Source organism: Pseudomonas morbosilactucae (genome assembly GCF_023241715.1).
GTDB classification, from domain to species: Bacteria; Pseudomonadota; Gammaproteobacteria; order Pseudomonadales; family Pseudomonadaceae; genus Aquipseudomonas; species Aquipseudomonas morbosilactucae.
In genome coordinates, this window is record NZ_JALQCW010000026.1 from 1 (window position 1) to 25,606 (window position 25,606).

The following is a 25,606-nucleotide window of genomic DNA, read 5'->3' on the forward strand; positions in this document are numbered from 1 at the left end:
TTTTTATGGGCGCTGAACCAGGCATTCGAGGCTACCGATGGCACCCTTGGCGTCTATTACGCCGTCAGCGCATTTCCTTTGTCTTCGAGGTCTGATCGCAGCCTGTTGATACGCCCGCCCCCCGGGAACATTGCATTTCGGCCAATCCGCACTAGCTTTATGCCGTCAGGGATGGCACTTGGCCGCAATGGAGGCGGGAGATTCTTGTGGTTCCAAGGGGCGTCCCTGTGCTTGCCGATGTTGTATGGACCTGCTGCCGCTCTGCGGCGGGCCCTATCGTCTGACCGTCCTGGAGCACAGGAGAACACCATGAAAGGATTTAAACCGGCACACGCCTGCGGCGCAGGTGCCGCGCTGGCGCTGACCTGCTTTATGCCCGGCGCCATGGCCGCCGAGGCCCTGCGAAGTTTTGCCAACCCCCCCAGCCTGGAACAGCAGGCACCGGTACAACAGGCCGGGCACAGCACCTTGTTGATGTCGTCCGAACCGGCCTCGGCCGCCCAGAGCCAACCGCGCGCCCATGGCGGCAGCGAGCGGGCCCTGGAGCTGAATATCGATTACACCAACAGCACGATTTTCGATCCCGCCAGCGGGCGCGATGTCGCGGTGCACCTGCGTGGTTACCAGGGCAAGGACGTGGACCCCAAGGCGCCCTTTATCGCCCCCACCATCGATGTAACACCAGGCGACACGGTGCGCGTCACCCTCAACAACAAGCTCAAAAACGACCAGCCGTGCGCCGAACACTCCGCCGAACCCGGCAAGCCCGAAAACCCCGACCAGCCGCAGTGCTTCAACAGCACCAACCTGCACTCCCACGGCCTGTGGGTCAGCCCGACGGGCAACAGCGACAACGTGCTGCTGTCGATCAACCCCGGGGTCAGCTTCCAGTACGAATACAACATCCCGGCGGATCACCCGGCCGGGACCTTCTGGTACCACCCCCATCGCCACGGTTCCACGGCCATCCAGGTTGCCAGCGGCATGGCCGGTGCGTTGATCATCCACGGTGATCGCAAGCCCAGCGAGCACGCCAACGGTGACATCGATACCTTGCTCCGCTCGGACCAGGGTGCAGCGTTCCCGGAGCGGCTGCTGGTGATGCAACAGATTCCCTACGCCTGCAAAGGGGTCAAGGTCGATCCGAAGACCGAGAAAAAGACCGTGGACTGGAGTTGCGGTCCGAAGGAAGTGGGTGTGGTCGAGGACTTCGCCCAGTTCGCCCCGGGAAGTTGGGGCGAGTCCGGGCGCTACACCAGCATCAACGGCCTGGTGCAGCCGACGTTCAGTGCCAGCAGCGGCCAGGTGGAGCGCTGGCGCCTAGTGCACGCGGGGATTCGCGACACCATCAAACTGGAGTTTCGCAAGCTCGCCGACAGTGGCCTGCTGAAAAGCAACAGCGGTGTGGCGGCGGCCGATGCCGACAACTTCGTCAGTCAGCAATGCGTCGGCCAACCCGTGGCGTACCAAGTGATTGCCGCCGACGGCCTGACCCTGAATCAGGCCCAGACCCTGAGCCAGGTTACGCTGCAGCCGGGCTACCGCAATGACCTGTTGATGGTCTTTCCCGAACCCGGCCGCTACTGCGTGGTCGACGCTGCGCAGTCGGCCAACAGCGGTATTTCCCAGGCCGCGAGCGGGCGCCAGATCCTTGGCTTCGTCGACGTGACGGGGGATAGCATCGTCAAGGACACCAAGGCCCACGTGACCCAGGTGCTGGTGGAGTCGGCCAAGCACAACATGCCCACCGAGGTGCAGCAGCAGGTGGTGGCTGACCTGGAAAAAGACCTGCGCCTGAGCAAGTTCGTACCCCACGCGAGCATCGGCGACGAGGAAGTGAAGGGCGTACCGGAGGAGAAACTGGTGTTCTTCATCGACACCAAAGACAAGAAAAACACCAAGTTCGAAGTGGGCACCAGCATGGCCGACGTCAAGCCTTACCAGCCGGGGGTGATCAACCGCCGCCTGACCCTGGGCACGGCGCAGACCTGGGTCTTGCAATCGGGCTTTGCCAGCCATCCGTTCCACATCCACGTCAACCCGTTCGAGGTCGTCAAGATCATCGCGCCGGATGGCGTCACTGACCTGAGCGTGCCGGGGGCTGTGGATAAAACCGACGGCGATACCCAGTACGCCGGGCTCAAGGGCGTGTGGAAGGACACCCTGTTCGTCAAGGGGCCGGTGGAAGGCAAGCCCTATACGCTCTATGTGCGCACCCGTTACGAGCGTTACATCGGCGAGTTCGTGCTGCACTGCCACATCCTCGATCACGAGGACCAGGGCATGATGCAGAACGTCAGCATCGAACTCTCCAATGGCCAGGGCGGCACCGCGCCCGCGCATCACTGAGGTCGGATGGGTAAGTGGAAAAAGGGCGCCGAAGAGGGCGCCTTTTTTTTAATCGTCCGGTTGCATGGCGAACTTCAACTGCCCGCCCTGCAGGTACACCACCGCCTCGCGGCCGAAGATATCCACAGGCCGCGCCGACATCGCCTCATGCTCCGGCACGATCTTCGACAGCACCTTGAGGCGCACATCGACCCGCCAGACACAGGCCTTGGCCCCGCTGTTGTCGAAATACAGCACGGGCCGGGTGGCGCTCCAGGTCGGGTTGACGATGCTCCAGCCGTCATCCGGCTCGTTCTGGTCGGTGATGGTTTCCTGGTAGGAGCCTTGGGTGGGCGCGTCGTACTGGAGCGACAGGCTGTTACTGCTCTCGTTCAGTTGCTCCCGCACTCGGGCCAGGGCATGGCGATGGGTATTGGACGCCGCCTGGAACACGTGCTGGCTTTCCTCGGCAGGGCTGCGCGAGCCCAGCCGGTAGCTCATGGCTTTTTGCAGGTTGCCGCCGATGTGCTGGCGGTAATAGAGCACCCCGTCGACGATCCCGGAGAAGCGGATGCCCTGATCGTTGCTCCCCGGCGAGCTCCAGCCGACAAAGGCAACGTCCTTGGCAATGGCGTGCAGACCCGGACGGTCATCGCGGTACTCGTAGAGGGTGCCCACATACGTCGGCTCGCCGGCCAGGTAACGGCCGACAAACAGCACCACGTGCAACACGTTATCGATCACCTGGGCATCGACGATCTGCTGGTCGCCGGGGATCGAGGCCGGGGTGAACGTGGCCAGGGTGAAGCGCGGCCAGTTATCGCTTTCAGAGACGGTGTAGTGCTGGCCGGGGGCCAAGGGGCGCAGTTGGTCCGGGTTCGGCAGCGCCGGAATCGGCACCGGGCCGAGCAGCTTGACCTGGGCCCGGTAGGTCGCTTCCAGGCAGTCGCTGGTCTCGCAGGAACTGCGCACATCGCTCAGCCAGTACGCCTGCAACTGGCGGATCACCTGCAGGTGTTTGAGCGTCTTGTAGCGGCGGTTCAGCTCGTCTCCTTGGCGGACAGGGTCGGGGTGTCGCAGACCGTCTTCTCAATCAGCGTCGAGGCCTTGCTGCAATCGAAACCGGCGGCTGCGGCCGGCGGCGTGAGCAGGGCAAGGGCCAGGCCGGCAGTGGCCAGGGACAGGCGGGGGAGTCTCATCAAACGTCCTTGTAGGGCAGGGGGAGAGTGACAGGGCAATACCGAAAATAGCTAAAACTGCACCCGCCACCAGGAGTCGGCCCCTGGTGGCAAAACATGAGCCTGGTGGTGGGCGAGTTCCGCGTGGGACGCGCTTTTTTCCGGGCCGTTGTGAAATGATGCTGCGGCGAATTTTACGGGTTTGTTTCCCTTGAGGGACAGAGCCGGTCTATCGTGCCGGCTCACCGAGCGGTGCCTGCCTGCTGTGCTGAGTCACGGATGGGGCGGGAGTGGCAAATGGATGGAATTTTTCAAGAGAGATGGGCATGGGCTATCTGAAGGATCACTACTGGAAGCGCTGGCTGAAAAAGCACCAGTGCAAGTTGGCCGGCGGCCTTTCGCAACTGCACAAGAACACCGAGTTGGTGATTGAGGCGAGCGCGCAAATCGGCCATGTGCCCATTGGCGCCCATGTGCGTGAAATCGGCGCCCACAGCTACATTCGTAGCGAGGGAGAGCTGGCCCTGGTGTCTTCGATCGGGCGCTTTTGCTCGTTTGGCGTGGGCGTGGTGGTCGGCCAGGAAAAGAACAATCACCCGATTGATTGGCTGAGCACTCACCCCTTCCAGTACACCGATACCGCCCATGAGTATCACGCGAAGATGGACATGGCGGTCATTGGGCATGACGTCTGGATCGGCCACGGCGCGATGATCCTGGAAGGTGTGCAGGTCGGTACCGGAGCGGTGATCGCGACACGCGCCATGGTCACCAGTGATGTGCCGCCCTACGCCATAGTCGCCGGCTTCCCGGCGAAGATCCTGCGCTACCGGCACTCTCCGGAGATTATCGAGCGCTTGCTGGCCAGTCGCTGGTGGGAGCTGGAGGTGGAGACGTTACTGACGCTGCCGCTCAATGACCCAGAGGCGAGCCTGGATAAAATGGCTGCCATGGACGCTTTACCCAAAGCCAGCTACCAGAAGATCGGACTCAACCGCCAAGGTTGCCGATTGCTTTGAACGCCCCCCTGCGCGGGCTCGAATGCCCAGCCTTCAGGGACGCCCCCGAATCGTTGCATCGGCGATATGCACAGTTTGTGGCGGCGCCCGAGTATTCATCATCGAGTGCCGGGCCACTGGTAGCGGACCTGCACCAGCACGCCATGAACCTGGGCTGTTCCAAGGCCCATGAAGCGTCGCCGGATATCTATTGGCTGCTGCAAAGCGCCGCCGTGGTTGCACTCTTGGCCTTTGGGCCAGGTTCGGAGATTTTTCGCCGCCAGCGGGTCGAAGTGGCCTATTACGGTGCCTTTGCCGATACCCGGGAACGGGTCCGTGCTTTCGAAGATTTTGTGGCGCAATGGGCGCTCTAGAGCATCAGGTGGGAACTGGGTCACAGATCGGCAGATTAAGGGGGTGATGGCGGAACGATGTTGTTTGGCCATGCTCGAAGCAGTTCCTGAACGGCCGGCCCCAAGCCTGTGGCCGTCAGGAAGGACCGTGGTTTCGCCTTGTCGAACCTCTTCGGCCGGCGCGGGATTCGCGGCTGACTTCCCCCCCACTCTGCTCAGGGACGCTAGAGCTTTATGCAACCATCCTCTTCTGCTCAACCCACCTCCAAAGGCGCCCTGCTCGGGCGCTTCAGCCATAGCCAGGCGCTGCCCATCGGGCTGCTGGTTTTTTCCCTGGTGTTGTTCGGCTTCTCGGCCTTTGTGCTGTACCTGAGCACCATTTTGCCGGTGGACGCGGCCAGCGCGGGCCCGGTCCATTTGCAGGGGCGCCGTGGCTTGGAGATGAACTTCTCCAGCCCGTTGATGCTGATCTACTTCACCAGTGGCCTGCTGGCGGTGCTGGGGGTGTGCATGCTGTTGATGCGGGCCTGGCAAAAGCGCCTGCGCAAATCCAGCTTCGAGGTCTACGAGAACGGCATCGCCGAAGTCACCGGCAACCAGAGCGAGTACCTGGCCTTCAGCGACATCGGAGACCTGTACCTGTTCTCCTCCGGGCAAGTCGCGCTCACCGGCATGATCACCAACCTGGCCTATCGGCGTAATGCCAGCCAGCCTTGGCATCACGCTATTTATTCGCTCAAGGGCTTCAACGACTTCCTCCAACTGGTGCGCGAACGTTATGTGCGCGGGCGCCTGCCGAGTGTGCTGCAGGCCCTGCAGGCCGACCAGGCCGTGACCTTCAACTTCATCAGCAGCAACCAGGTGTGGCGCAAGCGGGTCACGGGCGGCTTCCTCAAGATCAATACCCAGCCGATCACGCTGACCCAGCACGACCTGCAAGTGCAGGGGCGTAGCGTGCCGCTGTCGAGCCTGCGCAGCGTCGACCTGAACACCTGGACCGAGAAGGTGGTGATCCGCGACGAGGCCGGCCACGAAGTGCTGTCGACCCTGGCCACGGGGATCCTCAGCCACGACCTGTTTCTGCATACCCTGGATGCGCTGGTGGGCGTGCCAGACACCGAGCAGCGCCAGGCGCAAACCGTGCTGGTCTGAGTTCGACGGCAGGCCTGAAGCAAAAAAACGCCGCGTGCTCCAACCGCAGCCCGCGGCGTTTTGCCGGGTGGCTGCAGGCGTGCCCGGGTTACAGATCCTGGAAGGTTTGCAGATAGGCCAGCAGGTTCTCGACCTTTTCCGTGTCGCTGATGCCCCAGAAAATCATTCGCGTACCGGGCACCACAGCCCGGGGCTCGTCGAGGTAGGCCACCAGCTTGTCCCGGGTCCAGACGATGCCGGAAGACTTCATCGCGTCCGAGTACTGATAGTCCGCCACGCTGCCCGCCGTGCGCCCGAAAATGCCGTTGAGCTGGGGCCCGAAGGAACTGCGCACTGAAGGCCCGACGTTGTGACAGCCGCCGCAGATGCGGGTGAACAGCTTGCCACCGGCTTCGGCATCGCCGGCTGCCTGGGCCGCGCCGTTGAACAGCGCCAGGCCCAGCAGCAGGGCCAGGGGCAAGAAGGTGGATTTCTGCATGTACGGCTCCGTATCGGCGGTGGCTCAGGGGCGGGCTATTGGAGCATGTCGGGCGGCGATTGTGGATGGTCTGGGGCCTGTGCGGCCGATTCAGGTAATCTGCGCATCCGGTGATCACACACACAGGCCCACGCATCCAGCGTGTCGTTAAGCGAGGATTCATGGCTAGAGCACGGGTAATCGGCACCTCGATCGAGGCCATCCAAGCCGCTGAAAAAGAGTTGGGCCGAACCCTGCCAGGGGCTTTTCGCGATTGGCTGCTGGTGAACAATGGCCGCTCCCTGGGCGCCTTGACCCTGTTTCCGGTGTTCGATGAACGGGATCCGCGCAAGACTTGGGAGTCCATCGTCCGCCACTTCAACCAGGGCTGGCAGGCCTGGCTGGAGGTTCACGCCCAAGGTGCCAGCGACAGCGCCGCGCTGCTGCCTTTCGCCGAGTTCGGCACCGGGGATTACTACTGCTTCGACTACGGGCGACAAGGCCAGGCCGGCGAGCCAGTGGTGGTCTTGTGGTCCCACGAGACGGCGCAAACACGACAGGTGGCCGAAGGCTTTGCAGATTTTTTGCGCACCGTCGAAGGCCCGGGCGAGGCGGACTGACCATGAATATTGCCACCCATCAACAAGCCTTCGCCCTGGCTCAGGCCTTGGTCCACGCCCTGGACCAACGGGATCACCAGGCCCTGCAACGCGACTTCGGCCTCTCGCCTGCCGTGCAGGAAGAGCTGTACCAAACCCTCGCCGACTTCTTCGAGGCCGACACCCGCCTGTCCCTGGCCCCTGAAGCACAAGCCTTTGCCAGCGAGGGCCGGGCCCGTCCCTTTATCGACACCTACATCACCCACGCCCAGACCTTGGGGTTGGAGTGCGTGCTCTTTGCCGACGGCACCCCGAGCGAGGCGATATTGCACCTCGAAGTGCTGGAGCAGGATGGGCAGTGGGCGTTGTACTGCAAGTACATTGGTTCTTGAGGGCGCGCGCCTGGTGTTGCATGACGCGGCACCCGGTGTCGAACGGGGACGTGGCTGAGGGGGAAGCGCCTGCCGACTACTGACTTTTCAGGTATTCGATCACAGGCACTACATGGCTGAGTGGCGGGGCCTGTGCGATGACTTCGTCAGCCTGACACCACGGATAGCGGAGGGGCTGTAACCAATCCATCACCGACACCAGCTCCACGGCCGGGCTGACCTGCATGTGTTCAATGGTGATGCTCAAGTGGCTGACGAGCCCTGATCGAGGATCAAACTGCCAGTGGTATTCACCGCAGCCGACCCGCACTTCCCCCGTGCTTTTGACGGACATTCCCACCAGCCATTTGCAGGTGTGTGCCAATGCGCCCGCCAGCGGTGGTTCGCCGAGGCAGAAGGTGTAGATGTTTTCATAGGTCTGGTTGAAGCGACGCACCAGGACGTCGGCAATGGCTTCGAAGCCTTCGACATCGGGCGGAAAGGCAATCGTGTCCGTATGCACGAGCATTTTGACCGTCGCCTCGGCCGTGAATGCCTGGCGCAGTAGATCAGGTCGATTTCCATCCTTGGCCAGAATGTATTTTTCAATAGCGTGGCGGTTGCTGATCATGCTGGTTGTTCCTCCATAAAAACGTAATGTCGCGCTGGGTATCGGGTTTGATTCCGTGCGATCCAACCAGGGGCGAGTAGTGTGCCCCATCGCTTCATCACTTGAACGTCTGCATCTCACTGACGAACACCAGGGTGGCGATCAGTCCTATCTTCTGGTTGAACTTTAAATGTCGGCTCATGCTATTTGCGCCTATGCCTATGAAGGCGCCTTGAACAGATCGGAAAGTTGCGTTGCAACAGGTAAAAGCATCCTTGCTGTCTCTATCTGTCAGGCGCACGAAGTTGCGCACCTGTGAAGGTCCAGGGTGAAGTTTTAACGGGTGGGATAGAACTTAAGTTTGAGCGTTATTACGGGACCGAGTGCTTACCACAGGGCCAGGGTGTAACTCAGGATCAAGCGGGTTTCGTCCAGGTCATTGCCGAAGTTCGAACGAACCGTGGCATTTCTGACCTTGAGGCCGAGGTTCTTCAGCGAGCCGCTCTGTATCACGTAACCGATATCGGTATCGCGTTCCCACTCTTTGCCGGTGTTGTGGCCGGCGACCAGGGCGTTGTCACCTTGGACATAACGGCTCATGAACGTCAGCCCGGGGATGCCCAGGGCGGCGAAGTTGTAGTCGTAGCGCAACTGCCAGGAGCGTTCCTGGGTGTTGGCGAAGTCGTTGATCTGCACAAAGTTGACCAGGTAGGGGTCGCTGTTGGCGATGTAGGGGAACGGGTCATCACCGCTCATGCGCTGATAGGCCGCGGTGAAGACGTTGGAGCCCAGGGTGTAGGCGACCTGGCCGTTGGCGGCACGGTTGTCGAGGGGGCGGAAGTTGCCGTCGTCGGTGCTTTTTGAATAGCGCAGGTCGAACTTCAGCGACTGTTGCGCGGCAAGGGGAATCTCGTAGACCACGCCGCCAAACAACTGTCGATAGACGTTTTCCAGGTTGCCGTAGTACAGGCTGGTGCTCAGGGCCTTGCTGAAACTGTAGGTGCCGCCGGCAAAGCGAAAGTCATCGCTGACCCCGCCGATGCGGTTGCCGGTGAAGTCCTCGTAGTTGGAGGAACTGTTGAATTTGATTTGTTGCAGCTTGCCGCCTTGCAGGGCCAGCCGGTCAATGTCGTTCGAGGTCAGCAGCGCCCCTTCGAAAGTGGACGGCAGCAGGCGGGTGTCGTTGCTCGATACCACCGGGCTGCGAAAAGCCAGCGAGCCGACCTTGAGTACGGTCTGGGACACCTTGGCTTTGGCCGTCAGCCCCAGTTTGGAATACTCACTCTGGGAGCCGCGGCGGTTGTTCGAACTCAGGTCGGCCGGCAGTAAGCCGGTGCCGCCAGAACCGTCCCCGCCGTCGAGCTTCACGCCGAGCATGCCCAGGGCATCCACGCCCAGCCCCAGGGTGCCGGCGGTGTAACCCGACTCGAAGCGCACCATGGCGCCCTGCGCCCACTCCGCTGCTGAGTCACGCTGGGCGGTAGGCGGGCCGTTGCGAAAGTCACGGTTGAAATAGAAGTTGCGCAGTTCCACGCTGGCTTTGCTGTCAGCAATAAAGTCTGCCGATGCAGTTAATGGGAAAACTAACGCGCACGCACCGGCCAGGGTAAAAACCTTATTGATCAACATGCTCTTTATGCTCCAGATAACGGCAGATTTATTGATTGAGTTTTATCGTTATGTTGAGTGCAAAGTTACATCTACAGTTTTCTGCGGGCAGCACGCAGCAACCGGGTTATTACCCCGTTGCGCGTACTGTCTGCGAAAAGAAAAGCGTTTAAATCAATCAGCGGTCTTGATGCGGCCGATCACGGAACCGGCTTCGAAGTAGGCACCGGCCTGTTGGCCAATCTGCACCTGGCCGGCACAGGGGGCGAGGATCGAGGTTTCCATCTTCATCGCTTCGACCACCGCGATCACTTGCCCCGCGCTCACCGCTTCGCCGTCTGCGACGACCCAGGTATGCAGATTGCCCGCTACCGGTGTCAGTACCGCCTGTGGGTCAGCGGCTTCGCTTGGACGGGGGCTTTCGCCGGCGGGGCCTACTGCAGTCAGGCTGACGCCCCGCAGCAGCGCGGCCGGCAGGCCCAGTTCATGGCGCTTGCCGTCGATCTCGACGAAGGTGCGCAGCACGTCAGGGTCGGCCGACACGGGGTTGCGTGGGGCGATGGTGATCTGCTCGGCGAAATCGGTCTCGATCCAGCGGGTGTGCACGGCGAATCGATCGGCACCGGTGAAGTCGGCATGGTCCATCACGGCCCGGTGGAAGGGCAGCACCGAGGCGATGCCCTCGATCTTGAATTCGGCCAGGGCGCGTCGAGCGCGGGCAATCGCCTGTTCGCGGGTGGCGCCGCTGACGATCAGTTTCGCCATCATCGAATCGAAGGTGCTGGGCACCCGTGAACCACTGACCACGCCGCTGTCCAGGCGCACGCCCGGGCCGGAGGGCGGCAGGAATTCGCTGATTTCCCCGGGTGTGGGCAGGAAGCCCTTGCCCGCGTCTTCGGCGTTGATGCGGAACTCGAAACTGTGGCCACGCGGGGTCGGTGTTTCGCTGAAAGACAGCGGCAAACCGTCGGCGATGCGCAGTTGCTCGATCACCAGGTCGACGCCGGTGGTTTCTTCAGTCACCGGGTGCTCGACTTGCAGGCGGGTGTTGACCTCAAGGAACGACAGGGTGCCGTCCTGGCTGAGTAGGAACTCCACGGTGCCGGCGCCCACGTAGCCGGCTTTGGCACAAATCGCCTCGGCGGCCTGATGAATGCGCTGGCGCTGGGCGTCGTTGATAAAGGGCGCAGGCGCTTCTTCCACCAGCTTCTGGTTGCGTCGCTGCAGCGAGCAGTCACGGGTTCCGACCACCACTACCTTGCCGTGTTTGTCGGCCAGTATTTGCGCCTCGATGTGTCGAGGGCGGTCGAGGAACTGCTCGACGAAGCATTCGCCACGACCGAAGGCCGCTTCTGCTTCACGTACGGCGGACGCGTAGAGTTCGGCGACCTCGTCCAGGCGCCAGGCGACTTTCATGCCACGGCCGCCGCCACCGAAGGCGGCCTTGATGGCAATCGGCAGGCCGTGTTGCTCGGCAAAGGCCAGCACTTCGGCGGCGCTTTCAACCGGCCCGGGGGTGCCGGCGACCAGGGGCGCACCGACCTGCTGCGCCAATTTCCGCGCTTCGACCTTGTCCCCCAGCACGTCGATGGTCTCGGGGTTGGGGCCGACCCAGATCAGCCCGGCGTTGATCACCGCACGGGCGAAGTCGGCCCGCTCCGACAGAAAGCCATAGCCGGGGTGCACCGCATCGGCGCCGCTGCGTTGGGCGATGGCGATGAGCTTTTGGATATCCAGGTAGGTCTCTGCCGGGCGTTGGCCGTTCAGGGAAAAGGCTTCGTCGGCCTGGCGCACATGCAGGGCGTCGATGTCTGCATCGGCATAGACGGCGACCGACTGCACACCGTAGTCGCGGCAGGCGCGGGCGATGCGGACGGCGATTTCACCACGGTTGGCGATCAGTAATTTTTTCATGGGGTTTTCTTCGCATCGGCAGTTGAAAAAGAGGCTTCGGTGCTGGGTTGAATGTCCTGGAAGCCGTCCAGAGGGTTGAAGCGAATCTGCGCATTGATCGGTATCTGCCCCGCTAGGTCCAGATGGTGGCTGGCCACGGCGGCGATCACCGGATAACCGCCCGTCAGCGGGTGGTCGGCCAGGAACAGCACGGGTTGGCCGCTGGCTGGAACCTGGATGGCGCCGACGGAGGTGCCTTCGCTGGGCAGCTCCTGGTGATTGCTGCGCGTCAGCGGCGTGTCACCGGCCAGGCGAATGCCGACCCGGTTGGACTGTGGGGTGACGCGCCAGAGCTGGCTGCTCAAGCGCTCGATGGCGTCTGCGGTAAACCAGTCGGTGCGCGGCCCCATGACCACGTCGAGGGTGATGATCTCGGCCGTCGTCGGCAGTTCGAACGCCGGGGCTTCGTTCAGCGAGACGCTGGTGCCCGTGGTCAGTGTGGTAAAGCCCAAGCGGTCGCCGACGGCCAGCGCCGGTGGGCCGACCTGGGCCAGGGTGTCGGTGGACAAGCTGCCGAGCACCGGTGTGACCTCGAAGCCACCACGAATCGCCAGGTAGCTGCGCAGCCCCGCAAGGGGGGAACCCAGGTTGACGCGGTCGCCCACGTCCAGTTCGATGGGCTGGTAGTTGCTGGCTGGCCATTGCACGCCGCTGGCGTTGGTGATGGTCACCGGGGTGTGTGCGCCGGTGATCGCGATCACGGCGCGGCCATGGCAAACGAAACTCAGGCCGCCGAGTACCGACTCCACGCAGGCCATGTCCGAGCGGTTGCCCACGGCGCGGTTGGCCGCCCGCAGGGCGCCCAGGTCCAGCGCGCCGGAGCGGGAAACGCCTTGGCCGGTTTGTCCGGGGCGCCCCAGGTCCTGCAATACGCTGTGTAACCCGGGGCTGACAATTTCCAGGTAGGCGCCGCTGGGGTCGGCGGCCCGGGCGGGTGCTGCCGGAGCAGGCAGGCCGTTGGCGGGGAGCGGGCCGGCATCGGTAAAGCGCACCTTGTAGCCAGGACGCAGCAGGGCCGGTTCGGCTCGGTTCAGGTCCCACATCTGCAAGGGCGTGACCCCGATGATCTGCCATCCGCCGGGGCTGGCTTGCGGGTAGACGCCGCTGAAATCCCCGGCCAGGGCCACGGCGCCCGCCGGTATGCGGGTGCGCGGGGTTTTGCGGCGTGGCACTTGGAACCCGGCCCCGCCGGTGAGGTAGGCGAAGCCCGGCGCGAAGCCGCAGAAGGCCACGCTGTAGTCATGGGCGGTGTGGCGCTGGATCACTTCATTGCGGCTGATGCCCAGCAGCGTGGCGACCTCGTCGAGGTCTTCGCCGTTGTAATGCACGGGGATTTCCACCCGGCGCTGCTCACCTTCGCGGCGCTGGCTCAGGTCGCGGCCGGCGATGCGGTCGACCAGCGCCTGGCGTTCGATGGCGCTGGGGCGGAATTGGATCAGCAGCGTTCGAGCGGCAGGAACAATTTCCTCCACGCCAGCAATAGGCTCCGCCATCAGGGCGTCGAACAAGGCCAAGGTCTCGTCGAGGTCGTTCAGTTCGACGAGCAGGGCGTCCAGGTTGACCGGTAGAAAGCGCACAGGAAACTCCTAGACGTGGTAGGTGCTGTCGGGCACATCGGTGATGAACATGTGGCCGGGCGCATGGGTGATCGCGAAGGGTACACCCGAGGCCGCCACTGCCGCCTGGGGCGTCACACCGCAGGCCCAGAACACCGGGACCTCGCCCGGCTCGATGCGCACGGCATCGCCATAGTCGGGTCGGCTCAGGTCCTGGATACCCAGCAGTGCCGGCTCACCGATGTGCACCGGGGCGCCGTGGACCGAGGGGTAGCGCCCGGAAATCCCGCTGGCCTCGGCCACGCGATCGGCCGGGATCGGCCGCATCGACACCACCATTTCACCCTGCAGGCGTCCCGCCGGGCGGCAGGCGCGGTTGGTCCGGTACATCGGCACGTTGCAGCCGTCCGCGATATGCCGCACTTCGATACCGGCTTCTTGCAAGGCGGTTTCAAAGGTGAAGCTGCAGCCAATCAAGAACGCCACCATATCGTCGTGTTCGGCCCAGGCCTGGGTGGCGTCGCTGACTTCTTCGACCATTTTGCCGTCACGCCAGATGCGATACAGGGGGATGTCGGTGCGCAGGTCGGCGCTTTCCGCCAGCAGGGTCCTCGGGCTGCCGGCATCGCTGACGTCGAGGATCGGGCAGGCTTTCGGGTTGCGCTGGGCGTACAGCAGAAAGTCGTAGGCCCATTCGCGTGGCAAGGCGATCAGGTTGGCCTGGGTCATGCCCGGGGCAATGCCGGCCGTGGGCGTGATCAGGCCGCCACGGTAAGTTTTGCGTGCTTCCTGGGCCGCGGCGATGGCCGCCTGACGGGCGCGGGCGAGGGCATTCATGGGCGATCTCCAGCAAAAGGCCGCAGGGACAGGTTGGCGTTTTCCAGCACTCGGCGCAGTTCGCGGGCCATTTCCACGGCGGCGGGGCTGTCGCCATGGACACAGATCGAGTCGGCCTGGATGCGGGTCCGGCTGCCATCGATGGCTTCGATGGTGCCGTCTTCCACGAGGCGTAGCATGCGTTGGGCCACGAGCTTGGGGTCGTGCAGCACGGCCCCGGGCTCACGTCGCGAAACCAGGGTGCCCTGGGGCGTGTAGGCACGGTCCGCGAAGGCTTCGGCGACACACTGCAAACCTTCGTTGCGTGCCAGCTCAATCAGCTCGGAACCGGCCAGGGCCACGAGCACCAGCGTGGGGTCGATGGCACGGATGGCCTCGATCACCGCCAGCGCCTGGCGGCGGTCGTGGGCAATGGTGTTGTACAGGGCGCCGTGGGGTTTCACGTAGCGCACCGAGGTGCCGGCGGCCTTGGCCAGGCCTTGCAGCGCACCGATCTGGTAAATCACGTCTGCGGTCAGCTCATCACTGGCCACGTCCATGTTCCGTCGGCCGAAGCCCACTTTGTCCGGGTAGGCGACATGGGCACCGATGGTGACATTCTTGGCCACCGCGGCTTTCAGGGTCCGCAGGATGCCGGCCGGGTCGCCGGCGTGGAAGCCGCACGCGACGTTGGCGCTGGTCACCACATCGAGCATCGCAGCATCGTCGCCCATGCTCCAGGCGCCGAAGCTTTCTCCCAGGTCGCTGTTAAGGTCAATTGCACGCATCTGAATAATCTCCGGTTAAATCACGCTGCGCCGATGAACGCAAAGATGGCACCTGCCGACTTGTAAGCCATGAACCACGACAGCAGGCAAGTCAGGATGCCCAGCACCAGCAACCAGCGAGGATAGTGATAGCCGTCCATCAGGTCGGAACGGCGCCAGCCCACGTACATGAAGATGCTCAGGCCCAGCGGCAGGATCAGGCCGTTGAAGCCGCCCGCGAAGACCAACAGGGCCGCCGGTGGCTTGCCCAGCACCATATAAACAATCAGCGAAATGACAATGAAAACAACGGTGGCCAGGTGGCGCACCCGCTCAGTAATACGCTTCGAGAACACGGTGATAAAGGACATCGAGGTGTAAGACGCACCGATCACACTGCTGATCCCCGCCGCCCACAGCACCAGGCCGAACATCATCATGCCAATGTTGCCGGCAGCCGCCTGGAACGCCTGGCCCGCAGGGTTGGCGCCTTTGCCCGACACGTCGATGACCACGCCGCTGGCCACGACCCCGAGAATCGCCAGGAACAGAACGTAGCGGGCGACGCCGGTGACCAGAATGCCGGTCAGCGCAGCCTTGGAGACGGCCTCGATATTTTCCACACCCACCGTGCCGCGATCGAGCAAGCGGTGCGCGCCGGCGTAGGTGATGTAGCCGCCCACGGTGCCACCGACGATGGTGGTGATGGAGGCGAAGTCGATGAAGTCAGGCCATACCGATTGACGCAGGGCTTCGCCCAACGGCGGATGGGTCGCGAAGGCGGCGAACAGGATCAGGCACACCTTGAGGATGCCCAGGCCCATCATGATGCGGTCCATGGCAATGCCGGCGCGGTGGGACGAGAAAATCGCGATGGCCAGCAGCGCACTCAACGCGCCTCCCCATTTCGGGTCCAGGCCGGTCAAGGCATTCAAGCCCAGGCCCGCGCCGGCAATGTTGCCCAGCATGAACACCAGGCCGCCACACAGCACCAATAACGTCAGCAGGTAGCCACTCCCCGGGATGGCCGCGTTGGCCAGGTCCGCCGCGCGCATTTTGGTCAGCGACACAATGCGCCAGACGTTCAGCTGCACGACGAAGTCGATCAGGATCGAGGCCAGGATACCGAACGCAAACGCAGCACCCAGGGTCGCGGTGAACGTCGCCGTTTGGGTCAGGAAACCTGGCCCAATGGCGGACGTGGCCATCATGAATATGGCGGCGACCAAAGAGGCGCGCCGCGCTTTTGTGAACTCTTGAGTGGTCTGTGTCACGGCATCATTCCTACGGTGAGAGATACCTGGGCTGAGCAATGAGCATGCCAAGACTCAAACATCATCCCTGTAATGTAGGTGTATCAAGCATTTATTGTTGAACAATCCATATATTTTGAGTGAGTCATTTGCACCAAGTTGTTACTTCAAAACCCAGCGGTGCTACTTAATGAAGCACGCTTCATGCTTGATCCTTGTGCCCTGCACTAAGCTCTGATGGAATACCGGCGCGGTTTTTCTCATCCTGGATCTTTTATGAACGACGCCTCTCCCGCTCTTCCTCGCACACTGGGAGAAACCATTACCCAAGAGATACGCAGAATGCTGGTCGAGGGTGAGCTGGTACCCGGCCAACGCCTGTCAGAAGCCGCCCTTGCCGAAAATCTGGATATCTCTCGCAACACCTTGAGAGAGGCGTTCAGGGTCCTGACCCGCGAGGGCTTGCTCAAGCACGAACCCAACCGTGGGGTGACCGTGGCAGAGCCGGACATGGGCTCGATCATCGACATCTACAGGGTGCGCCGCTTCATTGAATGCAAAGCGATCGCCCAGGGTTATCCCCAGCATCCAGGCACACTGCACATGCGCGAAGCGGTCGAATCCGGCGTCCGCGCGCGGGAAACCAAGGACTGGGTGGCGGTCGGCACCGCCAACATGATGTTCCACAAAGCAATCGTCGAACTCGCCGACAGCCCCCGCCTGGTGGTGTTCTACGGCCAGATCTCGGCCGAATTGCGACTCGCCTTCGGGCTGCTCAACGACCCGCAGTTCCTGCACCTGCCGTTCCTCGACATGAACGCCTCGATTCTCCAATGCCTGGAAGAAGGCCGGCCCAACGACGCCGCCACCATGCTCGAGAGCTACCTGGTGCAATCGGAACGCACCGTTTTGGCGGCGTATGAGCGTAGTACCAAGCGGTAGACGATTTGATGGGGGGGGAGCCCATACACGCGGCGATCAATGCGTAGCGCGTTCTGTGCCTGAGTCATAACGGGTGGTACTGCGCTGAGCATATGGGGCTTACTCCTGTGAGGTCAGGTTGCGCTCTTATCATTGCAGGAGTTGCCCGTCGTACATGCAGCAGACGGTCAGAAGTGGACACCTGGATGCCACCGACCTTTGCATCGCCTTGGAAGAGGTCACATTGGCCAACCCAAAACGCACCTTGAGCAAACGCGGCTAGGCGCGTTCACGCCGTTATAGTCGACTCTATTGCCGACCGTACTTCCCGGAGGCTTTTCCCAGTGTCTGACATGCCGACCAACGTCGCTTACACAAAACGCTTCAACGCCGTACTCGCCTACATTGATGCCCATCTCGAAGGTGACCTGTCGGTGAAGACGTTGAGCCATGTGGCGAACTTTTCGGCGTTTCACTTCCATCGGCAATTCACCGCGTTCGTGGGAGTGTCTGTCTCGCGTTATGTGCAACTGATGCGGCTACGACGCGCGGCACATCGCCTGGCCTCCCTCGCGGATCACTCGGTACTGGACGCCGCACTCGGTGCCGGCTTTGAAAGTCCCGAGGCATTTTGCAGGGCGTTCAGGCGGGCGTTCGGTATGACGCCGAGTGCGTTCGGGAAGGAACCGAACTGGCAGGTCTGGAGTACGGTATTCGCAATCCCTCACTTTTCCAGGACCATCATCATGCAAGTACGAATCGTGGAATTCCCTGAAGTCAGGGTCGCAACGCTTGAACACTGCGGACCCGCCGGGCTCGTCAATGAGAGCGTATGCAAGTTCATCGAGTGGCGTATGCAGAGCGGACAGTCGCCGGTGGCATCGAGTCGCACCTTTGGCATTCCCTATGGCAACCCCGATACGACACCTCCACAAGAATTCCGCTTCGCAATCTGCGGCGAGATTCACGAGGCCGTGGCGTCGAATGCGTTCGGCGTGCACGAGATCGTCATTCCTGGCGGTCGCTGCGTCGTGGTGCGACACGCGGGGTCACCGGATCACATCGGCGAAACGATCTATCCGATTTACCGCGATTGGCTTCCGGCCAGTGGAGAGGAACTGCGTGACCAGCCGCTGTTCTTTCATTACCTGAGCGCCTATCCCGAGACACCGCAGGATCAGTGGCAAACTGATGTGTATGTTCCGCTGCAATAGCGGAGCAAGCAGCTTTCGACCCTGACGGACATTGACGAGTGTCCGCGCAGCAATGTGACAGGCTCTAGGGGGCGTTTCCAAACCCCAGAAACAACAAAGCCCTCGTATTTCTACGAGGGCTTTGTTTTGTATGGTGCGGCACCAGGAGTCGAATCAGAAGTTAACTTCATGTAAATAAATAGTTTTTATCAAAAATGAGCTTCTTCTATCCCTAAAACTATCCTGATTAACTGTTCGCTCGTTGGATGGATTGTTTACTGTCTCCGGTCTATAGTTGCATTTTGCAATCATGGAGCGAGCGCATTGTGACCAGCCCTTTCGAAACTCAGCAACCAGACATTGAGAACAATGCGCTAATCCGTGAACCACAGCGTGAAGCCTACGCGGCAATTGTGGAGTTCGCGACAGGGGAAGACCGTGAAGCTGGAGTGGTTCTTCCTGTTGGTTGTGGCAAATCCGGAACAATCACGCTTGCCCCTTTTGCGTTCCGCTCTCGGCGCACACTTGTTGTGGCTCCGAATCTTGCCATAGCAAAACAGCTCCATGATGACTTTGATCCAGCACTATCTGACATGTTTTATCAAAAATGCAGAGTCCTCCTTGCGGGACCATGGCCGGAACTTGTTGAAATACGAGGTACTTCAACAAATCGAGGTGATTTAGATGCGTCCGAAGTCGTAGTTACTAACATTCAGCAACTCCAAGGTAGCGAAAACCGATGGCTTAACAATTTGCCCGAGGATTTTTTTGATCTCATTCTTTTTGATGAGGGGCATCATAATGTGGCGCAGTCTTGGAATCTTCTAAAATTAAAGTTTCCTCAAGCACGAATTGTGAATTTTAGCGCTACTCCCTTACGGTCAGATGGCCAGCTAATGGCCGGGCGCATAATCTATTCGTACGCTGTGGCCCGTGCGATCAGGAATGGATACGTCAAGAGGTTGAAAGCGCTGGTTTTAAATCCCCAAACACTTCGGTATGTGCGTCAAGAAGATGGTCAAGAAATTGAAGTGACCTTGGAAGAGGTTAAGCGTCTGGGTGAGGACGACGCCGATTTTCGTAGGAGTATTGTATCTTCGACTGAAACTCTTAACACAATCGTGGACGCTTCAATCAGGGAGCTTGATCGACTTCGGCTTGAATCAGGTAATACAAACTTAAAAATAATTGCCTCAGCACTAAATTTCGCCCACTGTGGCCAAATCGTAGAAGCCTATCGGGCTCGTGGTCGCCGGGCCGATTATGTTCACTCTCGAGAAGAAGGCGACGCGAATAATCGAGTGATGAGGCGTCTTGAAAATCACGAGCTAGATGTCATTGTTCAAGTTCGAAAGCTTGGTGAGGGTTTTGACCATCCTTTCTTGGCAGTGGCAGCAATTTTCAGTATTTTCGCTAATTTATCGCCATTCATTCAATTTGTCGGACGTATTATGCGTGTCGTTCGTCAAAACGCTCCTGAAGACTTGGTTAACCGTGGAGTGGTAGTGTTCCATGCCGGTGCCAATTGCGCTAGAAGGTGGACAGACTTTCAAGAATACACTGAAGCCGATAGAGAATTTTTTGATCAACTCTTACCGATGGAAAGTTTAGATTTTACTTCAGCTGAAGAAATCGGAATTGAGCCGGTGTCACGGGTGATCAATGAGGGCCTAATCGTGCGCTCACAATCCGAAATTCATCTGGAGGAGATTCCGCTCATTGAAGAGGATTCTGAGGCGCTGGAGCTGCTCCAGAGGCTTAGTGATCGAGGCTATACCCCTGATCAAGTGGCGGGCGCAATGGAAAGATTGCAGCCCATCCCCGTAACGCGCGTACGGCGTAGGCAAGCTAGCCGTGCAGCTCTCGATTCAAGAATACGAAATGAGGTGGGGCGTATTTTAGGAGAGCGTGGTGCAAGCTTCGAAGGGCGTAATCTTGATAGGCAACGTCTAGGTCGGAGTAACTTTGTCGTCATGAAATCTGCTATTGATCGGCAGGCAAACTCTATTGTTGGGCGCGGCGCACGGGAAAGGAGTGAGTTTACCCAAACTGAACTTGATGCCATTAGTGCCGGATTCGAAGGGATGATTAGCCAAGCGATTGTGGAGGTGTTTGGTGCCTAGGGTTCGCTCTCTGTTGACAACTGTAAAAGTTGAACTAGTAATACGTTCCCACGACTGCCAAGGTAATTCAACCCATCGGCTGCAAAAAGGTGACCGGCGTCTTGCTGTCAGAAACGAACGTGGCTGGGATAACTATTGTCTATCCTGCGGTAAGAAAATTCTCGAGGGGGATGCCACCAAAATCAACCAGGTTCTACAAGTTATCGACTCTGGCGCGGTTGATTCATCGTCATAAAATTTTATTTATGGGTAGTACAGTTTCGGAGGCATAAAAATCAAAAATAGAACCTTTGGCCTCAATCGATTAGAAGTGGTAATCGATGTTTGACAACATCGATTGCCACTTTTTCTGTTGTCTAGCAGCGGCTAAGTGACGTTAGCTGGGAAAAAACCGTACCTTCCAATATTATTGTTTTTCGAAAAGTGGGTATAGTTTATTTTTGGAATCAAGGCCATGTCTGGTTCTTGGTTGTCAAATATTATGATCTGACTATTTTTATAGTTTTCTGCGATATCACTGTAGAATGAGTATATTAAGTCTCCTGATATTGCATCAACTTCGTCTTCATTTTCTTGGTCTTGGTCAGCTTGTTTGTAGGTTGTTAATGGTGAATCCAATACTACAAATCCTGGATGTCTTCCTTCTTGCAATAGGTGTTGCATGAGCCCGATGGCTACTGCGGAGAACCCAATAGCGCGATACCCTTTACCAAAATGGGATCTAGGTTTTCCAGCTAATTTTATATCTCTAGATTTGAAGTCGAATACTGTCGGATGATGATTTGGGAAGTCCCATCGCTGCAGTATCGACTCGATAGACGTTGACAAAGCTGCGAGCTCAGAATTGATTTCATCTGTGGTATAAATTTCTTGCTCCTCGGAAAGTCCGTCTGCCAGTCTTCCGAGTTCTGATATTAGTTTATTCTTGGAATTGATCTGATGTTGAGCGCCAAGTATTTGCCTTGTGAGTTCGGCCGCTTTCGATTTCAATAGGCTGACTTTTCCGATTTTTTCTTCAAGCGCACCTTCTAGTTGAAGGTCGATCTCTCTCAGTTTTTCCTGTTGGTTACTAACCGCCTCGTTGTCACTCTCAATACTTAGAGAAAGTGTTTCACGTGCCAAGAACAATTCTTTTATGTTGAACTCTATCTTGCGAACCTCAACTTGAATTCCGGCCAAAACATGCGATCCGATTAGTTCTGGATTATCATTGGAAATTTCACTTCCACAAGTCGGGCAGACGATGTCTTCGTATAGCTCAAGTAAGCCCGTCGCCTCTCTAATACCAATAAGGCGCTCTTGATCTGACTGATACTTTTCTTCCAGTGATCCAAATCTTTGCAGCAGGGCAGAGCTTTCATTGAGTTTAGAGTCAGTTGCAAGTATTTTATCGGTCAATGATCTTTTTTGATTTATGAGCGTGTTATTGTTTGAAATAGCTATGGTTAATTCTGCCTCAGCTTTTTCGAGCTCTCTCTCCTCAGTTTCGAGAGCTAGCTCAAGCTCTTCGATAATACTTTCCTGTTCTATAGTGTTCTCAGGATATAAGTTGGTTATTAATTCTTGTATTGCTTGTACTTTTTGTTGGGTGGAGACTCGTGAAGATAATTCTTTTTTTAACTGTTTGGCTTCAGAATCATCGACTCCTGTGAGTAAAACTTTTAGTAAAGCTTGCTCAGAGGTTGAGCCGTTATTTTGTCCCGTTCCAAGTGGCGAGTACTCGGCAACAATTCTGGCTTCGTCGATTAAAAATAGTTTTTCTAGGTTTCTTAGTGACAAAGAACTCGTTCTAAGACTTTCTTTGCCCTGCAGAAGAAGCTTGTCATTCAGCTTTAGTTTTCTAGAAAAAATTAGATAAGTTATCGAGCTTGCCTGCTTGATGCTTGGCTTTAAGAGGTCTTGGTGGCTTTTCAGTCTCGACAAGTATAATTGGAGCTTCGTCTCTTAACTCTCGAACTAAGCTGAATAAGCTTGAGTCTTCGTTTTCAAATGTGACAGTTAAAGTGGTATAGCCTTTCGCCTCATCAATAGTTTTAGGCGAGTTTTTTGCCCCAAGAATAAATGCTAAACACTTAACTACGTATGACTTTCCAGTATCAGAGGCCCCTGCTACGATATTCGCGCCGTGCTGAAAATATAGGGATGCATCTGCTTTGTTCTCGCCACTTACTGTGATGCTCCTGATTATCATGCTTCCTGCATCCTGGTAGTAAAAAATGTTTTTTGTTTGGCGATGATTGAATCAAAGTTCTCTTCAATCCAGGCTAGATTTCTAAAGAGTTTTTTGTAGTAATTTGTTTTCAGGGATCCGGCGAAATAAATTGCTTTGTCGGTAGCATGATAAAAAATGCCCTGCTCACTTATAGAGGAATTTATAATGCCTTTTGAGATAAAAAGCTTTAGCGCGTCAGGCAAAGTTTCCCTTCGTCTAATTAACTCGGCGAAGTGGTTTGGTAGAGGAGGATGAATATTTCCGAGTCCGCAAAATTCTTCGGCATAAATCAGCGCATAATCAAGAAAAGCCAGTTGGTCCAAGTCCAGTTTGGCTTCATGTAGGTAGGTCAGAATAAGAGAGGCCCTAGTTCCTATTTCGACTGTGCTATTGAAGATGTCGGTTTCTAAGTTCATTTTTTAACCCAGCTGATTTTCTTGTCATTAACAAGGTGATGGCAGAGTCCTTTTTTATCTTGAATCTTTATAAATGAGGATAAAGGATGGGAGCTGTAATCAACAACAACTGATAGTTCGCAGGTTTTTAGGTAGCAAGCATACCCGTCTGGGTATTTTTGATTTACGGTAGCCATGACTGCCTCATGGCACTCTTCCTTTAGTTCGTCAAAGCAGCCGGTAGGTAGCCAGTCTCTTGAGAATAATTTTAATGCTTCAGCCGAGTAAAAATTGTTTCGCGCACTTTTAAATTCGCTATAAAAATTTGTATCGTCGGATAGATTGTCAATAATAATCTCTTTGTTGCTTGCTTGAGAGAAAGCTTCCAGTAAAGCGCTTGTGTACTCGTGCTCAACTAGTTCTATATCAGTAGGTGCTTTAGGGGTGGCTGGTCTTGTTTTGTGATACAGGCCGAATCTAATTATATGAAATGGAGTTGTGCTGTGGAGTTCTACGAGCCGAAGAGGAGGGATGTCATCAAATATTGAAAAATCAATTGAGTTGATATGTTCTAGGAGTTCTTTGTCTAGTAGGATTGTTTGCTTCTTCGTGATTGCTGTTGCGCAGGACTTTTCCCATCTATCAATCAGCTCTTGTTTTAATTTCTCAGGAGACCGTAGGGTTTTCGTCAGGTCCGTACTACTTCCTTGAGGCGAGACGAAATAGTATTTCTCTGGGACCTCATAATGTCCATGATAACTATAATATGCTATTTTTCCTATTTCTAAGACGGCGTCGGCTACGCTCAATTTGTTTGCGTAGTGTTTGCACTGATAATTGTGCCATCCGCTATCGGTGTAGGCGATAATGTCTCTTCCCATATCTCCACCACCACCGCATTTTGTTACTTTGTTATATCTACTCTTTATATAGTGAACTAACTCAAGAGTGAAAACCTCCCAATCATCGGAAGACATGATGAGAAGCCGGTCGAGCACGGATATTGGCCTCCCCATCTGTACGTCAAGAGCTGTGATTTGGTGAGGCGGTGCGCTCGGCTCATCGATGTCGGCTTCAGTCAAGTCGGCTATTCCTTTGCACTGGTATACGGACTTCCTTTCATCCCGGACTACCGAGGGGACCTGTCACTAGTCGCATGCCAAGCCTTTTCAGAGATTCGTCGGATCAGTCCTGCGTAGCTAGACGCTACTACAAGTCTCCGTGCTCATAAAGTAGCAATTGCCATTAGTGAGCCACTATTCCAGTTGCGTAAAGCCAGACCGGAGTTTTCGGAGTGCTACTTTCTAAATCGCTACACGGGTTGATGGGGGCGAAGGCGCCTAAATCCTGAGATCGCATCTGTTCTCAGTCAGAATTCTCATGGTAGCGACCAGGCTTTTCCAAGGCGGACAGCGATTAATTTCGCAGTCAGTCGATAGTAGTAGCGCGTCGTTTCGGCTCGGTTGCTTATCTCGTTATTCAGGAACCATACGAGATGTTTTCGCTGCCACTTCCATGGGTTGTCTAGCTGCCAGCGATCGAAGATTGCGGCCTGTATGGCGTCAGCCTGGCGAAGGTGCCGTTGACGGGTGACACTCGACCCTACGAGCACGCCGTTAAGGAACAACGCCATGTCGAAAGGCTTGTTCATACCCAACCGCCGATATACGCCGAAACAACATCAATTCGACTGTGCCCCAGCTCATGACTGATTTGTAGTCGAGCACTTTGATCGAGGTATCGGGCTTGTCGAGAGCAATTGCCACCATTGACGGGTGCGCTATGCCCAGTGATCCACTCGTAGCGTTCACAGGCATAGGCGGCACGTAGTTCATGCAAGCCTTTCAGGCTGTGCTCATGCAGCACTTCTCGGGCAGGTCGTACGGTCTTTTGTAAGAACTGGGCATAGCTTTCCTCCGTCGCCAGCAAATTTCGGCTTCCGCTCGGTGATATTCCGAGGGCGAAGTTCAGCGCGTTTCGGATGTGATCGTTCACCGTAATCCAGCGCGGGGCTGATGCGCCTGAGCGACCACCTTTGGTTCCGTCTTGGATATTGATTCTGCCAAGTTGTTCGGCTTCTTGTTTTAGTCGGGGCAGGTCGGCCAAGATGGCCTCGCGTAAGCGCATTCCGGTTTCGCGTGCCAACTGTGCGATGGCAGCTACACGAGGATGCTGTTCGCGGAGCGCGTCGACGATGCGCATCATGTGTTCGCGATCCTGGCCTTGTGGAACTGTCGTGCGGATTGCGGTGCGCTGAATTTTCAACGCCTTGCTCGGACTCGGCACTTTCACGTACCGATCACCGCGAAGCGCTGCCATGGTCCGGTTGACGCTGGATAATCGATTTTGTGCGGTGGCGATAGCGATGTCGCCGTGCTCGACTAAGTGACGCAGATGCGACGCGTAATCCGACAAGATCTGGCGATCTATCTGTCGTGCATCGTTGAGTCCTGGTCCATCGTCTGAGCGGCACCAGCGCACGAATGCCTGCCAACGATCACTGTGCGCTTTGACGGTCCCGTAATGCCCTCCGCCGAACATGTCTTTTAACGCCTGCGGCCCGGCATAACTCAATTGCCGGCCATAGCCAAAATTGCGCCCGTCCCGTCTACCTACCAGTGCCATGATCAAACTCCTCTCGAAGCCAAACCTTTGAGACTTTCCCCACGTCATCCCGCCAAGGATGTTGAGTGTTATCAGGGATCAAGGCCCCTGCGACCTGTGGGGTGTGTCCACTAACGCGGGACTGGCGGCTCTTTACGA

General features: G+C 57.7%; 25 protein-coding genes. 9 read left to right on the forward strand and 16 right to left on the reverse strand.

Annotated elements, in window-relative coordinates; all coding sequences use genetic code 11:
- Positions 1 to 309: 309 nt before the first annotated feature.
- Positions 310 to 2,349: a multicopper oxidase family protein gene (locus M1B34_RS12165; protein WP_268265265.1), complete on the forward strand. Its 2,040-nt coding sequence runs from the start codon at positions 310 to 312 to the stop codon at positions 2,347 to 2,349.
- 48 nt (positions 2,350 to 2,397) lie between these two features.
- On the opposite strand, the gene M1B34_RS12170 is transcribed toward M1B34_RS12165, so the two are convergent.
- Together M1B34_RS12170 and M1B34_RS12175 are read right to left on the reverse strand one after the other, a co-directional pair.
- Positions 2,398 to 3,324 (reverse strand): hypothetical protein, encoded by a 927-nt coding sequence (locus M1B34_RS12170; RefSeq protein ID WP_268265266.1) that lies wholly within the window; start codon positions 3,322 to 3,324, stop codon positions 2,398 to 2,400.
- Between the two features lie 44 nt (positions 3,325 to 3,368).
- Complete coding sequence (locus M1B34_RS12175) at positions 3,369 to 3,527, reverse strand: lysozyme inhibitor LprI family protein (protein ID WP_268265267.1); 159 nt, start codon at positions 3,525 to 3,527, stop codon at positions 3,369 to 3,371.
- Between the two features lie 305 nt (positions 3,528 to 3,832).
- Between M1B34_RS12175 and M1B34_RS12180 the strand changes: the two genes are divergently transcribed.
- The 3 genes from M1B34_RS12180 to M1B34_RS12190 all read left to right on the forward strand — a co-directional run bounded on the left by M1B34_RS12180 (position 3,833) and on the right by M1B34_RS12190 (position 6,009).
- The gene (locus M1B34_RS12180) at positions 3,833 to 4,525 is read left to right on the forward strand and encodes a CatB-related O-acetyltransferase (protein WP_268265268.1); all 693 of its coding nucleotides are present in this window, start codon (positions 3,833 to 3,835) and stop codon (positions 4,523 to 4,525) included.
- Positions 4,526 to 4,602: 77 nt separating this feature from the next.
- Positions 4,603 to 4,878: a hypothetical protein gene (locus M1B34_RS12185; RefSeq protein ID WP_268265269.1), complete on the forward strand. Its 276-nt coding sequence runs from the start codon at positions 4,603 to 4,605 to the stop codon at positions 4,876 to 4,878.
- Positions 4,879 to 5,091: 213 nt separating this feature from the next.
- Complete coding sequence (locus tag M1B34_RS12190) at positions 5,092 to 6,009, forward strand: hypothetical protein (RefSeq protein WP_268265270.1); 918 nt, start codon at positions 5,092 to 5,094, stop codon at positions 6,007 to 6,009.
- Positions 6,010 to 6,097: 88 nt separating this feature from the next.
- On the opposite strand, the gene M1B34_RS12195 is transcribed toward M1B34_RS12190, so the two are convergent.
- Complete coding sequence (locus M1B34_RS12195; RefSeq protein ID WP_268265271.1) at positions 6,098 to 6,487, reverse strand: c-type cytochrome; 390 nt, start codon at positions 6,485 to 6,487, stop codon at positions 6,098 to 6,100.
- 161 nt (positions 6,488 to 6,648) lie between these two features.
- On the opposite strand from M1B34_RS12195, the gene M1B34_RS12200 reads away from it, so the two are divergent.
- Together M1B34_RS12200 and M1B34_RS12205 are read left to right on the forward strand one after the other, a co-directional pair.
- On the forward strand, positions 6,649 to 7,086 hold the full coding sequence (locus M1B34_RS12200) for an SMI1/KNR4 family protein (protein WP_268263562.1): 438 nt from the start codon (positions 6,649 to 6,651) through the stop codon (positions 7,084 to 7,086).
- A 2-nt stretch (positions 7,087 to 7,088) separates the two neighbouring features.
- A complete protein-coding gene (locus tag M1B34_RS12205) occupies positions 7,089 to 7,457 on the forward strand; it encodes a hypothetical protein (protein WP_268265272.1) in 369 nt (122 codons plus the stop codon).
- A gap of 76 nt (positions 7,458 to 7,533) precedes the next feature.
- Here M1B34_RS12205 and M1B34_RS12210 read toward each other — a convergent pair whose 3' ends face one another.
- From M1B34_RS12210 to M1B34_RS12240, 7 genes are all read right to left on the reverse strand, one after another.
- Complete coding sequence (locus M1B34_RS12210) at positions 7,534 to 8,067, reverse strand: hypothetical protein (RefSeq protein ID WP_268263564.1); 534 nt, start codon at positions 8,065 to 8,067, stop codon at positions 7,534 to 7,536.
- Between the two features lie 366 nt (positions 8,068 to 8,433).
- Entirely contained in the window at positions 8,434 to 9,675 is a 1,242-nt protein-coding gene (locus M1B34_RS12215) for an OprD family porin (RefSeq protein WP_268265273.1), read from the reverse strand.
- Positions 9,676 to 9,828: 153 nt separating this feature from the next.
- Positions 9,829 to 11,568 (reverse strand): acetyl/propionyl/methylcrotonyl-CoA carboxylase subunit alpha, encoded by a 1,740-nt coding sequence (locus tag M1B34_RS12220; RefSeq protein WP_268265274.1) that lies wholly within the window; start codon positions 11,566 to 11,568, stop codon positions 9,829 to 9,831.
- Entirely contained in the window at positions 11,565 to 13,184 is a 1,620-nt protein-coding gene (locus M1B34_RS12225) for a 5-oxoprolinase subunit B/C family protein (protein WP_268263567.1), read from the reverse strand. Before M1B34_RS12225 ends, M1B34_RS12220 begins: the two co-directional genes overlap by 4 nt.
- Before the next feature lie 9 nt (positions 13,185 to 13,193).
- Entirely contained in the window at positions 13,194 to 14,000 is an 807-nt protein-coding gene (locus M1B34_RS12230; RefSeq protein ID WP_268265275.1) for a putative hydro-lyase, read from the reverse strand.
- Positions 13,997 to 14,767 carry a LamB/YcsF family protein gene (locus M1B34_RS12235; protein ID WP_123329143.1) on the reverse strand — a complete coding sequence of 257 codons (771 nt, stop codon included), beginning with the start codon at positions 14,765 to 14,767 and terminating at the stop codon, positions 13,997 to 13,999. Before M1B34_RS12235 ends, M1B34_RS12230 begins: the two co-directional genes overlap by 4 nt.
- A gap of 20 nt (positions 14,768 to 14,787) precedes the next feature.
- Positions 14,788 to 16,020: an NRAMP family divalent metal transporter gene (locus M1B34_RS12240; protein ID WP_123329145.1), complete on the reverse strand. Its 1,233-nt coding sequence runs from the start codon at positions 16,018 to 16,020 to the stop codon at positions 14,788 to 14,790.
- Between the two features lie 255 nt (positions 16,021 to 16,275).
- Between M1B34_RS12240 and M1B34_RS12245 the strand changes: the two genes are divergently transcribed.
- The 3 genes from M1B34_RS12245 (at position 16,276) to M1B34_RS12255 (ending at position 20,236) form a co-directional block, all read left to right on the forward strand.
- Positions 16,276 to 16,941 carry a GntR family transcriptional regulator gene (locus M1B34_RS12245; protein WP_123329147.1) on the forward strand — a complete coding sequence of 222 codons (666 nt, stop codon included), beginning with the start codon at positions 16,276 to 16,278 and terminating at the stop codon, positions 16,939 to 16,941.
- A 323-nt stretch (positions 16,942 to 17,264) separates the two neighbouring features.
- On the forward strand, positions 17,265 to 18,134 hold the full coding sequence (locus tag M1B34_RS12250) for an AraC family transcriptional regulator (RefSeq protein ID WP_268265276.1): 870 nt from the start codon (positions 17,265 to 17,267) through the stop codon (positions 18,132 to 18,134).
- A 305-nt stretch (positions 18,135 to 18,439) separates the two neighbouring features.
- Positions 18,440 to 20,236 (forward strand): DEAD/DEAH box helicase, encoded by a 1,797-nt coding sequence (locus tag M1B34_RS12255; RefSeq protein WP_268265277.1) that lies wholly within the window; start codon positions 18,440 to 18,442, stop codon positions 20,234 to 20,236.
- Positions 20,237 to 20,602: 366 nt separating this feature from the next.
- On the opposite strand, the gene M1B34_RS12260 is transcribed toward M1B34_RS12255, so the two are convergent.
- The 6 genes from M1B34_RS12260 to M1B34_RS12285 form a co-directional block, all read right to left on the reverse strand.
- On the reverse strand, positions 20,603 to 22,015 hold the full coding sequence (locus tag M1B34_RS12260; RefSeq protein WP_268265278.1) for a coiled-coil domain-containing protein: 1,413 nt from the start codon (positions 22,013 to 22,015) through the stop codon (positions 20,603 to 20,605).
- Between the two features lie 61 nt (positions 22,016 to 22,076).
- A complete protein-coding gene (locus tag M1B34_RS12265) occupies positions 22,077 to 22,427 on the reverse strand; it encodes a hypothetical protein (protein ID WP_268265279.1) in 351 nt (116 codons plus the stop codon).
- Positions 22,424 to 22,864 (reverse strand): ABC-three component system middle component 2, encoded by a 441-nt coding sequence (locus M1B34_RS12270; protein ID WP_268265280.1) that lies wholly within the window; start codon positions 22,862 to 22,864, stop codon positions 22,424 to 22,426. The genes M1B34_RS12265 and M1B34_RS12270 overlap by 4 nt, the downstream gene beginning before the upstream one ends.
- Positions 22,861 to 23,925, reverse strand: coding sequence for an ABC-three component system protein (locus M1B34_RS12275; RefSeq protein WP_268265281.1), 1,065 nt, complete (start codon positions 23,923 to 23,925; stop codon positions 22,861 to 22,863). The genes M1B34_RS12270 and M1B34_RS12275 overlap by 4 nt, the downstream gene beginning before the upstream one ends.
- 296 nt (positions 23,926 to 24,221) lie before the next feature.
- Positions 24,222 to 24,494: a hypothetical protein gene (locus tag M1B34_RS12280; protein ID WP_268265282.1), complete on the reverse strand. Its 273-nt coding sequence runs from the start codon at positions 24,492 to 24,494 to the stop codon at positions 24,222 to 24,224.
- Positions 24,491 to 25,468, reverse strand: coding sequence for an integrase domain-containing protein (locus M1B34_RS12285; protein WP_268265283.1), 978 nt, complete (start codon positions 25,466 to 25,468; stop codon positions 24,491 to 24,493). The genes M1B34_RS12280 and M1B34_RS12285 overlap by 4 nt, the downstream gene beginning before the upstream one ends.
- Positions 25,469 to 25,606 lie beyond the last annotated feature (138 nt).

Coding starts and splice junctions, on each gene's coding strand:
- M1B34_RS12165 (WP_268265265.1), top strand. CDS start 310: ATGAAAGGATTTAAACCGGCACACGCCTGCGGCGCAGGTGCCGCGCTG.
- M1B34_RS12175 (WP_268265267.1), bottom strand. CDS start 3,527: ATGAGACTCCCCCGCCTGTCCCTGGCCACTGCCGGCCTGGCCCTTGCC.
- M1B34_RS12180 (WP_268265268.1), top strand. CDS start 3,833: ATGGGCTATCTGAAGGATCACTACTGGAAGCGCTGGCTGAAAAAGCAC.
- M1B34_RS12190 (WP_268265270.1), top strand. CDS start 5,092: ATGCAACCATCCTCTTCTGCTCAACCCACCTCCAAAGGCGCCCTGCTC.
- M1B34_RS12195 (WP_268265271.1), bottom strand. CDS start 6,487: ATGCAGAAATCCACCTTCTTGCCCCTGGCCCTGCTGCTGGGCCTGGCG.
- M1B34_RS12200 (WP_268263562.1), top strand. CDS start 6,649: ATGGCTAGAGCACGGGTAATCGGCACCTCGATCGAGGCCATCCAAGCC.
- M1B34_RS12205 (WP_268265272.1), top strand. CDS start 7,089: ATGAATATTGCCACCCATCAACAAGCCTTCGCCCTGGCTCAGGCCTTG.
- M1B34_RS12210 (WP_268263564.1), bottom strand. CDS start 8,067: ATGATCAGCAACCGCCACGCTATTGAAAAATACATTCTGGCCAAGGAT.
- M1B34_RS12215 (WP_268265273.1), bottom strand. CDS start 9,675: ATGTTGATCAATAAGGTTTTTACCCTGGCCGGTGCGTGCGCGTTAGTT.
- M1B34_RS12220 (WP_268265274.1), bottom strand. CDS start 11,568: ATGAAAAAATTACTGATCGCCAACCGTGGTGAAATCGCCGTCCGCATC.
- M1B34_RS12230 (WP_268265275.1), bottom strand. CDS start 14,000: ATGAATGCCCTCGCCCGCGCCCGTCAGGCGGCCATCGCCGCGGCCCAG.
- M1B34_RS12235 (WP_123329143.1), bottom strand. CDS start 14,767: ATGCGTGCAATTGACCTTAACAGCGACCTGGGAGAAAGCTTCGGCGCC.
- M1B34_RS12245 (WP_123329147.1), top strand. CDS start 16,276: ATGAACGACGCCTCTCCCGCTCTTCCTCGCACACTGGGAGAAACCATT.
- M1B34_RS12265 (WP_268265279.1), bottom strand. CDS start 22,427: ATGATAATCAGGAGCATCACAGTAAGTGGCGAGAACAAAGCAGATGCA.
- M1B34_RS12270 (WP_268265280.1), bottom strand. CDS start 22,864: ATGAACTTAGAAACCGACATCTTCAATAGCACAGTCGAAATAGGAACT.
- M1B34_RS12280 (WP_268265282.1), bottom strand. CDS start 24,494: ATGAACAAGCCTTTCGACATGGCGTTGTTCCTTAACGGCGTGCTCGTA.
- M1B34_RS12285 (WP_268265283.1), bottom strand. CDS start 25,468: ATGGCACTGGTAGGTAGACGGGACGGGCGCAATTTTGGCTATGGCCGG.